Annotated in this window: 11 protein-coding genes and 1 tRNA gene; 4 read left to right on the top strand and 8 right to left on the bottom strand. The window is 64.4% G+C overall.

Features of this window, described 5'->3' with window-relative positions:
- Positions 1–221 precede the first annotated feature (221 nt).
- The 4 genes from ACB037_RS20150 to ACB037_RS20135 all read right to left on the bottom strand — a co-directional run bounded on the left by ACB037_RS20150 (position 222) and on the right by ACB037_RS20135 (position 3,150).
- A complete protein-coding gene (locus ACB037_RS20150; protein WP_039039633.1) occupies positions 222–713 on the bottom strand; it encodes an arginine repressor in 492 nt (163 codons plus the stop codon).
- Positions 714–931: 218 nt separating this feature from the next.
- On the bottom strand, positions 932–1,396 hold the full coding sequence (pyrI, locus tag ACB037_RS20145) for an aspartate carbamoyltransferase regulatory subunit (protein ID WP_010676006.1): 465 nt from the start codon (positions 1,394–1,396) through the stop codon (positions 932–934).
- A gap of 16 nt (positions 1,397–1,412) precedes the next feature.
- Positions 1,413–2,333, bottom strand: coding sequence for an aspartate carbamoyltransferase (gene pyrB / locus ACB037_RS20140; protein WP_010676005.1), 921 nt, complete (start codon positions 2,331–2,333; stop codon positions 1,413–1,415).
- Between the two features lie 274 nt (positions 2,334–2,607).
- Entirely contained in the window at positions 2,608–3,150 is a 543-nt protein-coding gene (locus ACB037_RS20135) for a hypothetical protein (RefSeq protein ID WP_371175808.1), read from the bottom strand.
- Between the two features lie 202 nt (positions 3,151–3,352).
- Between ACB037_RS20135 and ACB037_RS20130 the strand changes: the two genes are divergently transcribed.
- Together ACB037_RS20130 and ACB037_RS20125 are read left to right on the top strand one after the other, a co-directional pair.
- A tRNA-Trp gene (locus tag ACB037_RS20130) sits at positions 3,353–3,429 on the top strand.
- A gap of 209 nt (positions 3,430–3,638) precedes the next feature.
- Complete coding sequence (locus ACB037_RS20125) at positions 3,639–5,009, top strand: phosphatidylserine decarboxylase family protein (RefSeq protein WP_042864777.1); 1,371 nt, start codon at positions 3,639–3,641, stop codon at positions 5,007–5,009.
- A 57-nt stretch (positions 5,010–5,066) separates the two neighbouring features.
- On the opposite strand, the gene ACB037_RS20120 is transcribed toward ACB037_RS20125, so the two are convergent.
- Positions 5,067–5,585 (bottom strand): class IV adenylate cyclase, encoded by a 519-nt coding sequence (locus tag ACB037_RS20120; protein WP_041211940.1) that lies wholly within the window; start codon positions 5,583–5,585, stop codon positions 5,067–5,069.
- A 408-nt stretch (positions 5,586–5,993) separates the two neighbouring features.
- Here ACB037_RS20120 and ACB037_RS20115 point away from each other — a divergent pair, with 408 nt between their 5' ends.
- Positions 5,994–7,883 carry a methyl-accepting chemotaxis protein gene (locus ACB037_RS20115; RefSeq protein WP_257711937.1) on the top strand — a complete coding sequence of 630 codons (1,890 nt, stop codon included), beginning with the start codon at positions 5,994–5,996 and terminating at the stop codon, positions 7,881–7,883.
- Positions 7,884–8,011: 128 nt separating this feature from the next.
- On the opposite strand, the gene ACB037_RS20110 is transcribed toward ACB037_RS20115, so the two are convergent.
- The 3 genes from ACB037_RS20110 to ACB037_RS20100 are packed head-to-tail and all read right to left on the bottom strand — an operon-like array spanning position 8,012 to position 9,898.
- Positions 8,012–8,455: an N-acetyltransferase gene (locus tag ACB037_RS20110; RefSeq protein ID WP_143236937.1), complete on the bottom strand. Its 444-nt coding sequence runs from the start codon at positions 8,453–8,455 to the stop codon at positions 8,012–8,014.
- Positions 8,452–8,973, bottom strand: a complete 522-nt coding sequence (locus ACB037_RS20105; protein ID WP_041211937.1) for a lipocalin family protein — start codon at positions 8,971–8,973, stop codon at positions 8,452–8,454. Before ACB037_RS20105 ends, ACB037_RS20110 begins: the two co-directional genes overlap by 4 nt.
- A 1-nt stretch (position 8,974) precedes the next feature.
- Positions 8,975–9,898, bottom strand: a complete 924-nt coding sequence (locus ACB037_RS20100; RefSeq protein ID WP_010675998.1) for an AraC family transcriptional regulator — start codon at positions 9,896–9,898, stop codon at positions 8,975–8,977.
- Positions 9,899–10,016: 118 nt separating this feature from the next.
- Here ACB037_RS20100 and yqhD point away from each other — a divergent pair, with 118 nt between their 5' ends.
- The gene (yqhD, locus tag ACB037_RS20095) at positions 10,017–11,177 is read left to right on the top strand and encodes an alcohol dehydrogenase (RefSeq protein WP_371175807.1); all 1,161 of its coding nucleotides are present in this window, start codon (positions 10,017–10,019) and stop codon (positions 11,175–11,177) included.
- The last annotated feature ends 39 nt before the right edge of the window (positions 11,178–11,216 follow it).

Genomic DNA, 11,216 nt, shown 5'->3' with positions numbered 1-11,216 from the left:
TGTGGAAAGAGAGACAGTAGATGTTGAAAGGCTTGGGTATCCATTATGGAGGCCCTCAGGGTGATGACCTACTTCAAGGTTAGCCTTTCAACATGTAATTGGGACAGCGCCTTTTTTATGGCTGGCAAGGCGGGGCGCCCGGGCTCTCCCGTGGTCTGACTCCTTGCCGCGCGGGCAACAAAAAGGCGACCCCGGGGTCGCCTTCTGGCATCCAGCAGGGGTCAGCGGGCGTTTTCCAGGGTGCGCACCACGGCAGCGTGAGCCTGGCGGGTTCGGCTGATGTGGCGCGGGGCGATCAGTACCACGTCGTTGCCGGCCACGGCCCCCAGGATCTCGGGATTGGCGTTGCGATCCAGCAGGCGAGCCACCACGGTAGCGGCCCCCGGGGTGGTATGCACCAGTACCATCTGCTGGTTGTGGACCACGGCGCGCACCATGTCGTGGATGGAGCGGGTGCTGCCGGCGGGCTCCAGCTGCTCGTCCACCAGGGTGTAGACCTTCTTGCCGTTGGCGTTCTGGGCCTTGGCGACCCCGAGACGGCGCAGCAGGCGGGAGATGGTGGACTGGCTGATGTCGGCAAAACCGCGGGCGGAGAGCTCGCGGCGGATCTCCTCCTGGGTGCTGTAGCAGTGCTGGCCGATGATCTGGCGGCAGGCGTCGAGCTGGGCCAGGTCGGACTCTGGTTCTGCTGGGCGGCTGAGGGTGTTGACCATGGCGACTTCCTTTGGCGATGAGCGATGGCGGTCTCGCCCAGTCTGTCGTTCCGGCTTTTCATAGCGAAAAACACTAATGAGGAGCACTCAAGCAGGGGATGAGCGAGGTATATCCATTACGGGATGGCAAATTATAACCAAAGGGGGAATAAGTGATGTGACAGGGTTCAAAAATGGGCCCGATGGGGCCCACATGGATATCCTTTGCCGGCAGGAAATCAGTAGCGTTCGCTGACGATGTCCTGGGTGAAGGACTTCTCGCAGTATTTGCACTTCATCCGCACCGCCCCTTTCACCTCGCGCACCCGGAAGTAGCTCTCCACCGGTTCGTTGTGGGAGATGCAGTTGGAGTTGGGGCAGTGGAAGACCCCTTCGATGAACTCCGGCAGCGCCAGCTGGTGCTTCTTCACCACCACGAAGTCTTCGATGATGTTGACGGTCGCCTTGGGGGCGAACAGGGCGAGCTGGTTGGCCTGCTGCTCGGTCAGACGGGTGTTCTCGATCTTGATGAGATCCTTCTTGCCGAGGGCGCCGGATTTGAGGTTGAAGCCGACGGTGATCCGCTCCTGGGTCTCGATCAGCTGGAACAGCTTGAGGATCTTGATGCCCTGGCCGGCGGGGACGTGGTCGATGACGGAGCCGTGGCGGATGGCTTCGACTTGCAGTTGGTTCTTCTCGGACATGATGTTCCCCTTTCCCTTAGACGGTTTCGTTCAGTACCAGTGCCAGCAGTGCCTGGCGGGCATAGACCCCGTTCTCCGCCTGCTGGAAGTAGTAGGCGTGGGGGGTCTTGTCGACGGCGACCTCGATCTCGTCAACCCGGGGCAGGGGATGGAGGATCTTCATGGTGGGCTTGGCCCCTTCCAGGGTCGCCAGCTCCAGCACGAACTTGGCGGCCATGTGCTTGTACTCGGTCTCGTCGAAGCGCTCCTTCTGGACGCGGGTCATGTAGAGGATGTCGAGCTCCGGCATCACCTCTTCCATGGTCTCGTGCACGCTGAAGCGGATGCCCTTCTCTTCCAGCTCCTCGCAGAGGTAGTCCGGCATGGCCAGCGCCTCCGGGGAGATGAAGAAGAAGCGGCAGTTGAACAGGCTCAGGGCCTGGGCCAGGGAGTGGACGGTGCGGCCGTACTTCAGGTCACCGACGAAGGCGACGTTGAGGCCGTCCAGCTTGCCTTGGGTCTCGTGGATGGAGAAGAGGTCGAGCAGGGTCTGGGTGGGATGCTGGTTGGAGCCGTCACCGCCGTTGATGACCGGCACCCGGGAGAACTCGGAGGCCAGACGGGCTGCCCCTTCCTTCGGGTGGCGCATCACCACCGCATCGGTGTAGGAGCTGATGATCTTGATGGAGTCGGCCAGAGTCTCGCCCTTCTTGGCGCTGGTGTTGCCGCCGTCGGCGAAGCCGATGATGTTGCCGCCCAGGCGCTGGACCGCGGTCTCGAAGGAGAGACGGGTGCGGGTGGAGGCTTCGAAGAAGCAACTGGCGACCAGCTTGTCTTTCAGCAGGCGGCTGTCGGGTTCGGCCTTCAACCGCTGTGCGGTGGCGACCACCAGTTCCATGTCGGACCGGGTCAGATCCGAGATGGAGATGACGTGTTTGTTATAGAGTGGATTGGTCATCGTCTGCATTCCCTTTGGCATCAATGAAGGTTTTTCCGGCACAAAAAAAAGCCCCTGAAACAGGGGCTCTTTTCAAAAAAAACGGGGGATCTGTGGGACGGGAACCGGAAACAACGGGGCCGCTCTGGTGCGCTCCACCCGTCTGCAAGGCTGCTTTTTTCATCAAAAACGGCATTGTCCTGTCCCGACCTTTTTCAAAACCGCACCGATTATAGGGCTGGTTTTTGAATTGTCAAAAATTTATTTCATAGGCAGGATTTGCCTAGAAAAACGTTTAAGTGTCGCGAACGGGTCGACAAATCCAGAGTGCGTGCTGCGCCTGCAAGGGAGCGCCATCGGCGGCCATGCTGCGCAGGTAGCCGAGCCTGTGGTGCCCCTCCAGCAGGCAGTAGGGATGGGGCAGGGGATGACCGTCCGGGTAGCTGGTTCCCGGGGCGGTGGCGAGGACGATGACAGGCTCGGACCAGGTGCCCCGGCGCAGCATGTCATCGCCGAGCCAGGAGCGGCGCACGTAGCGGTTGCTGCGCAGCATCTCGCCCCAGCGATCGATCACCTCCATGTGGCGGGAGTCTATCTGCTCGATAATCTGCGCGGTGGGCCAGTGCTCGCACTCGAACTGGTGGCTGGCGAGATCGATAAAGCTCCAGTTGGATTCAAAACCGCGCCAATGACGGTAAATCCACTGGGCGAGCACATTGGAGGGAATGGAGGGCACTAGGGGAGAGACTCTGTCCAGATAGTCGGCCAGGGTCTCCGTCTTGCGCTCATCCCGGAAGTTGAGGGGCGCAAGCTGTTGCAGCAGTCGGTAATTGAGCATGGGCAGCCTCCCTGAGCCTGGTTTCACCCTACCCCCATTTGTGTCCCATTCCTACCCCGTCGGGGCTGCAAATACAGCAGCTTACCCCCGCTCCTTGTTGGAATTGCGGGGATCTGCTCGTCATTTGTTCGATCGCATCGAAAGTGAGAAAAAAAGCCTTTACCTTTGACCTCCGCTTTGTATACTACGCCTCGTTTGTTGCAGGGGCGTAGTTCCAATTGGTAGAACAGCGGTCTCCAAAACCGATGGTTGCGGGTTCGAGTCCTGCCGCCCCTGCCATTTTTCAGAAAGGCCAGCTCATTGAGCTGGCCTTTCGCATTTCCGGCGTTTGCCACCGCCTCCGTTAGCCTCTTTTTCCCCGCTTCGCCGCTGCCATTTCTGTCAATGGAGGCCGCTTTCCCCCTGTGCTACACCTTGCTTCCTGCCAGATGGCGCCTTCAGGCGCATCGCATCCGGCGGGCCCAAGGCGCTTCAACAAGGAGAGAGCGATGAACAAGGCAGTGGATACGCGTCACCCCCATGCCCATGCCGGTGGCTGGGTCCCCCGGGATCAGGCCCATGTGGCGCGCTGGGTGCAGCGGCTGCGTCAGGCGGTCACCCGCCAGCCTCGCCCGCTGGTGGCCCCGATCGCCGGATTGAAGGCGCTGGTGGAGCAGGATCCTCTCCTGCATCAGCAGGCCCAGGGGATGTTTGACGAGGCGTGGCAGCATGAGCACAGCACGCCGCTCGGTCAGGTCCAGGTGCGCAGCTTCGATGAGTTCCTGCAGCTGCTCAACGGCATCATGACCACGGCCCCGGAAGCCTATCAGGATGTGCAGACCCAGGAGCCCGCCGGGCTGATCGGATTCCCCATCAATGCCCTGCTCAACTGGCCCATGGCGACGGCCGCCGGGTACGACTTCTTCGCCAATGCGCTGGTGAACCAGCAATTGCGCAAGATCCTCGGTTACTGGGCCGACTTCCTGCAAAGTCCCGCGTCCCGTTATGTGCTGACCGAGTCGGTGAGCCCCCTGGATCGCCAGACCCTGATCGTCCCCTGGCTGGGTGACGTGGCGAAACGGGAGATGGTCAAAGTGGCGCAGGGGGCGCTCGGGGCCGGCGACAACCCTACCCCAGAGCGCTTCGAGGGGATCTTCCACACCGCGCCGGGAGAGGAATACGAGGGCTTCGCCAGCTGGGACGACTTCTTCACCCGCCGCTTCTGCCCCGGCGTGCGGCCGGTGACGGCCCCGGACGATGACAGCGTGATCGCCAACGCCTGCGAGTCGGCCCCGCTGCAGGTGGTGACCGGGGTAAGACGGCAGGACGCCTTCTGGCTCAAGGGGCAGCCCTATTCCCTGGACAACCTGCTGGACTTCGACCCGCGCGCCGCCGCGTTCGAGGGGGGCACCCTCTATCAGGCCTTCCTCAGCGCCCTCAGCTATCACCGCTGGCACAGCCCGGTGAGCGGCACGGTGCGCTCGGTCAAGGTGGTCAACGGCAGCTACTACCTGGCCAACCGCCACCAGGGTTTCGACAGCCCGGCGGGGCCCGACCCCAGCGCCCCGAACCAGTCCCAGCCCTTCCTCACCGCGGTGGCGACCCGGGCACTCATCTTCATCGAGGCGGACAACCCCAAAATCGGCCTGATGTGCGTGGTGCCGGTGGGCATGGCGGAGGTGTCGAGCTGCGAGGTGACGGTGCAGCCGGGGCAGCGGATCGCGAAGGGGGAGCAGCTCGGCATGTTCCACTTCGGCGGCTCCACCCACTGCCTGCTGTTTCGCCCCGGGGTCGAGCTGGCGTTCGACTTTTACGGCCAGCAGCCGGGGCTGGAGGCGACCAACCTGAGGATCAACACGGCGCTGGCACGGGTCAAATAACCCAGCCGCCGGACAGTAAAAGGCCGCCCTTGAGGCGGCCTTGTTGTTGTGAATCCCTCAGGGTTGTCGTTGCAGCAGGAGATCCAGATAGGCGCCTTCGATCAACCGGGAGTGCTCGATACTGAGACGCGCCATGATGTCGTGAGCTTCCTGCATCCCCACCTCGCGCGGTTCGTCATCTTCCAGCACCACTTCCAGTTCGAGGAAGTGACCCAGCCCTTCAACCCGGTCGAGATGGATCCGGGTTCTGCCCACCAGAAACAGGGTCCGCTGTTTTCGCACTCTGCCAATCTGGCCGCAAGCCAGGGTGAGCGTTTCCCGCAGCTTGTCCGGCTCGTTCGTTGGCGTGATGTGGTAGTAGCTCTCCTTCGGACCCTGTTGATCAGGCCTGCGGTAGAAGATGAGCTGGCCTGCCGACGGGGAGAGCGTCCGCAATTTGAAGCGGCCCGATTCACAGCGAAAGAAGGTATCGTCCTGGGCGATGTCGACGGGGCCCTTATCGGCGATGGCCGCAGCTTTGGGGATAAGGTCATCGACCCCGGCTATGCGGGCTTTGATCTCGATATTTCGTGGCATGGCAGCGGGTTCTCCTTGAAAACGGGATACCCAATCTAGCACAGTCCACGTTGCCGAGAGGGGGGCAACAGGGGGAGCACCAGCTCGGTTCCTGATGGATTCAACCCTGCCCGCCAACCCTCTTTGCAGGCACCTGAAACCGCCCTCAAGAGACAGGTCAGCGGGGCTGACCTGCTCTGCCGGTGCCTGCCCGTCATCCGCGACCTGACCTCATGGCCGCCTTAGGGCGGCCTTGTGGTGCCTGCGGGTGTCAGCATGGAATAGTGAACAGTCTGTTGCTGGTAGTGCGTTCTGTTGTTGATAGATGAAAAAATATCAGGATTCACTAAAGACCGTTCATGATTGTGCCGATACAACTACCAAGATGGGGGTATTCCCGGCCCCCGGCTACCACAAGGATTCGTTGTCATGACTCTCTCGTTGCGCGGCAAGCTGCTCGCGGCCAGCCTGGGGGTAGTGCTGCTGATGGCAGCCCTGCTCGGTATTGTCGCCTTCCACACCCTCAAATCCCGCACCCTTGACGCCATCCAGAGCGAGGCGGTCAACTACGGCCACGCCCACTCGGTGGCCATCGGCAACTGGCTTGAGGATCGCAAGCACGCGGTCGACGCCCTGGCCGCTGTCATTGCGCACGACCCCGACACGGCCCTGGTGCCCCACCTGTTGCAGACCCGCACCTCCGGCGGTTTCGGCCTCACCTATTTTGGTTCGGCGCAGGGGGAGATGACCCGCCACGATCCCGCCCTCAACACCGCCAACTATGACCCCAGGGCCCGCCCCTGGTACCAGAACGCCGACAAGGCGGGCAAGCTCATCGTCACGCCGCCCTATGTCAGCGTGACCATGCAGCAGATGGTGGTGACCCTGGCCGAGCCGGTGAGCCACCAGGGCCGGGTGATCGGGGTGGCCGGGGCGGATCTCTCCCTCGACGCCCTCATCGACGAGGTGCTGGCCATGAAGGTGCAGGGAGAGGGCTACGCCATGCTGCTCGACCGCACCGGCCTCATCGTCGGCCACCCGAACAAGGAGCTGGCGCTCAAGCAGGTGGCGGAGCTGGATCCCGGTCTCACCGGGGCGGCGCTGGATGCGTGGAGCCGCGACGGCGAACTGCACGGCGCCAACTTGAACGGGCGCGAGGTGCTGCTCTCGGTGCAAGGCGTGCCCGGCACCGACTGGCTGCTCGCCATGGTGATGTACAAGGAGGTGCTGGAGGCGCCGCTCGCCTCCCTGCTGTGGCAACTGGTGGGGCTGACCCTGGTGCTGCTGCTGGTGTTCGGTGCCCTGCTCATCGCCATGTTCAACTACCTGTTCGCGGATCTGGGACGGGTCTCCAGGGCGCTCGCCGACATCGCCCACGGGGAGGGGGATCTCACGGTGCAGATCGCCACCCGCAGCCAGGATGAGGTGGGGCAGCTGGCCCAGAACTTCAACCAGTTCGTGGCGCGACTGCACGGCATCGTCAGCCGGTTGCGGGACGTCACCGTCGAGCTGGCGGCCCAGTCCCGCACCCAGGCGGCGGGGGCCGAGGCCCGCAGCCAGCGGGTGCGCCTGCAGCAGGACGAGATCGTCATGGTGGCGACCGCAGTGACCGAGATGGCTTCCGCCACCCAGGAGATCGCCGGCAACGCCGAGTTTGCCGCCAACACCGCCGGCGATGCGGTGCGCCTCGCGGTGGCCGGCCAGTCCCAGGTCGGCCAGAGCCAGCGCAGCATCACGGGGCTGGCGGGGGAGGTCTCCGACGCCAGCCAGACCATCCACGAGCTGGATGGCCACGCCCAGCAGATCAGCGGCATTCTGGCCACCATCAGCGGCATCGCCGAGCAGACCAACCTGCTGGCCCTGAACGCCGCCATCGAGGCGGCCCGGGCCGGGGAGCAGGGACGCGGCTTTGCCGTGGTGGCGGACGAGGTGCGGGTGCTGTCGCGCCGCACCCACGACTCCACCGCCGAGATCCAGCAGATGATCGAGGCGCTGCAGCAGACCACCCGCAAGGCGGTGGGCGGCATGGAGACCAGTCGCCAGCTGGCGGGCACCAGCGTGGAGGACGCCGAAGCGGCGAATCTCAGCCTGGGCAGGATCAACGAAGCCATCGGCGCCATCAGCGACATGGCGACCCAGATCGCGGCGGCGGCCGAGGAGCAGACCTCGGTGACCGGCGAGATCAGCCGCAACACCGAGAATATCCGCCACGTCTCCCAGGCGCTGGCGGCCCAGGCTGGCGAAGAGGCCGCCCAGGCGGCCCAGCTCAAGTCTCTCACCGAGCGGCTGGAGCAGGAGATCGGGCGCTTCCGGCTCTAGGCTGCGACCCGGATGTGACAAAGGCGACCCCGGGGTCGCCTTTATTCATCCTGTGTATGGATATTAATTCGTCATGCACCCGCTGAATAATGCCGGGTCCTGGCCCTGCAACGGGCGCAGGCAGAGGCTCAGAGGGGCTTGATGTAGCTGTAGAACTCGTTGTCCCGCTGGTAGCCGTGCCCTTCGTAGAGGGCCTGAGCCTGCCGGTTGTCGGTGGCGGTGCTCAGCATCAGGAAGGCGGCGCCCGTCTCCTGGCCGTGGCGATCGGCCCGCGCCAGCAGCGCCTGGGCCACCCCCTGCTGGCGGGCCGCCGGCGCCACGAACAGATCGTACAGCAGCCAGATGGGCTTCAGGGCGAGGGAGCAGAACAGGGGATAGAGGTGGGCAAATCCCAGCACCTCTCCCGCCTCGCTCTGGGCCACGAAGAGCACCGACTCCCCGGCGGTGCAGCGCTCCAGCAGGAAGGCTTCGGCGGCCTCGGGCCGGGCAGGCAGCCGGTAGAACGCCCGGTATTCCACGAACAGGGGGATGACCCGGGGAATGTCCCCGGGGGTGGCCTGGAAGATCCTCATGGGGCGTTCCCCGCCGGATCTTGGCTGACCCAGATCAGCCGGTCGGTGGCAAAGCCGAGCCCTCTGGCCCGCTCGACCAGGGCCTCTACCTTCTCTTTGGGGGGATGGGGCGTGCGGGAGAGGATCCAGAGGTACTGGAGGTTGTAACTGCTCACCAGGGAGAGCTCATAGTCCGTCGCCAGCACGTTGTAGCTGCCGTAGAAGGGGCCGAAGAAGCTCACCTTGAGGCGCCCCTCGTCGCTGTCGCCCACGAAGTAGGCGCGCCCCTCGGCCTCGCGCCATTCCCCCTGTTCGTCCTGCCCCCGGTTGATCACCCTGACACCGCCGTCATCCCGCAGGCTGTAGGTGGCGGTGACCCGGTTCAGGCCGCGCTCGAAGCCGTGATCGAGGCGGGCCACCTCGTACCAGGTGCCCAGGTAGCGGTCGAGCTGGAAGGGCTTGACCACCTGGTGTCCCGGTGGAATGCCGGTGCAGGCGGTGGCCAGCAGGGTCAGAACGAGCAGGATCAGTGTGCGCATGTCATCCCTCCACGATACGCAGTTGTCCCGAGCGGAAGCGTGCCGCGTGTTCGCTCGGGGTGTTGCCAAAGAAGCGTTTGTATTCGCGGCTGAACTGGGAGCCGCTCTCGTAGCCTACCTTGTCCGCCGCCACCCCGGCCTTGAGGCCGTCGTGCAGCATCATCAGCCGCGCCCGGTGCAGGCGCAGGGTCTTGATGTACTGCAGGGGCGAGGTGGCGGTGGCCGCCTTGAAGTGGTGGTGGAAGGCCGAGACGCTCATGTTTGCCTCCCGGGCCAGCTCCTCCACCGTCAGGTTCTCGGTAAAGCGCTGCTCCATGATACGCAGCACCCGGGCGATCTGGCTCACCTGGCTGTGACGGCTGGCCATGGCAAGCAGGGCGGGGGCACCCCCTTCGTGCAGGGCGTGGAACAGGATCTCGCGCACGATCTGGGGCCCCAGCACCCGGGCGTGGAGCGGCTTGTCCATCACGTCGATGAGGCGCTCCACCGCGCAGAGCATGGTCTCGGAGAGGGGCACGGAGACCACGCCGCGACCCGGTTCCGCCGGGGCGGGGGCCGCGTCCCCCATCTCCAGCAGCAGGGCCTGCAGCGCCGCCACGTCGATCTCCACCGAGAGCCCCACCAGAGGGGATTCGGGGGAGGCGAAGCACTCGCACTCGCAGGGCAGCGGCAGGGTCATCATCAGGTAGTGCTCGGGGTCGTAGCGGAAGGTGAAGTCCGAGAGATAGCCCACCTTGTGCCCCTGCAGGATGATGATCATGCGCGGGCGGTAGAGCACCGGGATGCGGTCGTGATGCTCCGTGGTGTAGATGAGGTGCACGCCGGGCACGGGGGCGGCGGTGATCCCCGGGTGGGGAGCCAGGGCGGCGAGTCGGCTGGCGAGGGCGGACTGGTGGGTCGCCGCGATGGGCTGATTTGTACTCATTTATCCAGGCTCAGTAGAAATAGGCAAGAAATCGGCAGAAAGCTCCCTTGATGATAGGAGGTTATAAGAGAAAAATGCAACCCATGCCTTACCGACTACGACCACCCCGGGAGATCCCATGAACAACTTCATCCTGCACACCCCCACCAAGGTGCTGTTCGGCAAGGGCCAGGTGGCCCAGCTGCGCGGCCAGATCCCCAGCGACGCCCGCATCCTCGTCACCTACGGCGGTGGCAGCGTGGTGCGCAGCGGCCTGCTGGACCAGATCCGCAGCGAGCTGGCCGGCCTGACCCTGTTTGAATTTGGCGGCATCGAGCCCAACCCCACCTACGAGACCCTGATGGGTGCCGTCGAACTGGCCCGCGCCGAGAAGGTCGACTTCCTGCTGGCAGTGGGTGGCGGCTCCGTGCTGGACGGCACCAAGTTCATCGCCGCGGCCGCTCACTACGATCCGGCCAGGGATCCCTGGCACATCCTCGAGACCGTCGGCGGCGAGGTGGCCTCCGCCATTCCCCTGGGCAGCGTGCTGACCCTGCCGGCCACCGGCTCCGAGATGAACATGGGCGCCGTCATCACCCGCAAGAGCACAGGGGACAAGCAGCACTTCTTCTCCCCCTTCGTGATGCCGCGCTTCGCCGTGCTCGACCCCGTGCTCACCTACACCCTGCCCGCCCGTCAGGTGGCCAATGGGGTGGTGGATGCCTTCATCCACACCCTGGAGCAGTACCTCACCTACCCGGTGGATGCCAAGGTGCAGGATCGCTTTGCAGAAGGGCTGCTGCTGACCCTGGCGGAAGAGGGGCCCAAGGCGCTGGTGGAGCCGGAAAACTACGACGTGCGTGCCAACATCATGTGGAGCGCCACCCTGGCACTGAACGGCCTGATCGGAGCCGGCGTGCCCCAGGACTGGGCCACCCACATGCTGGGCCACGAGATCACCGCCCTGCACGGTCTGGACCACGCCCAGACCCTGGCGGTGGTGCTGCCCGCCCTGCTGCAGGCCAAGCGCGAGCAGAAGCGCGCCAAACTGCTGCAATACGCCGAGCGGGTCTGGGATCTGCGCAGCGGCAGTGACGAGGCGCGTATCGACGGGGCCATCGCCGCCACCCGCGACTTCTTCGAGCGGATGGGGATCAAGACCCGGCTGCGGGATTACGTGGCCGACGCCCGGATCGACGCCCTGCTGGCCAAGCTCGAAGAGCACGGCATGACCGCCCTGGGTGAGCACGGCGACATCGACCAGGCCCAGAGCCGGCATATTTATGAGGCGGCCTGGTAAGCAGAGCGCGCCTGAAGCGGGCCGCAGGCCCGGTTGCAC

Source organism: Aeromonas sp. S19(2024) (assembly GCF_041402625.1).
Taxonomy (GTDB): domain Bacteria; phylum Pseudomonadota; class Gammaproteobacteria; order Enterobacterales; family Aeromonadaceae; genus Aeromonas; species Aeromonas caviae.
Note: the sequence above shows the minus strand (reverse complement) of the source record. Positions and strands in the feature narration are given on the sequence as shown.

Bases quoted from the DNA above. Each gene is read 5' to 3' on its own strand.
- ACB037_RS20150 (WP_039039633.1), bottom strand. From the start codon at position 713: ATGGTCAACACCCTCAGCCGCCCAGCAGAACCAGAGTCCGACCTGGCC.
- pyrI (WP_010676006.1), bottom strand. From the start codon at position 1,396: ATGTCCGAGAAGAACCAACTGCAAGTCGAAGCCATCCGCCACGGCTCC.
- pyrB (WP_010676005.1), bottom strand. From the start codon at position 2,333: ATGACCAATCCACTCTATAACAAACACGTCATCTCCATCTCGGATCTG.
- ACB037_RS20135 (WP_371175808.1), bottom strand. From the start codon at position 3,150: ATGCTCAATTACCGACTGCTGCAACAGCTTGCGCCCCTCAACTTCCGG.
- ACB037_RS20125 (WP_042864777.1), top strand. From the start codon at position 3,639: ATGAACAAGGCAGTGGATACGCGTCACCCCCATGCCCATGCCGGTGGC.
- ACB037_RS20120 (WP_041211940.1), bottom strand. From the start codon at position 5,585: ATGCCACGAAATATCGAGATCAAAGCCCGCATAGCCGGGGTCGATGAC.
- ACB037_RS20115 (WP_257711937.1), top strand. From the start codon at position 5,994: ATGACTCTCTCGTTGCGCGGCAAGCTGCTCGCGGCCAGCCTGGGGGTA.
- ACB037_RS20110 (WP_143236937.1), bottom strand. From the start codon at position 8,455: ATGAGGATCTTCCAGGCCACCCCCGGGGACATTCCCCGGGTCATCCCC.
- ACB037_RS20105 (WP_041211937.1), bottom strand. From the start codon at position 8,973: ATGCGCACACTGATCCTGCTCGTTCTGACCCTGCTGGCCACCGCCTGC.
- ACB037_RS20100 (WP_010675998.1), bottom strand. From the start codon at position 9,898: ATGAGTACAAATCAGCCCATCGCGGCGACCCACCAGTCCGCCCTCGCC.
- yqhD (WP_371175807.1), top strand. From the start codon at position 10,017: ATGAACAACTTCATCCTGCACACCCCCACCAAGGTGCTGTTCGGCAAG.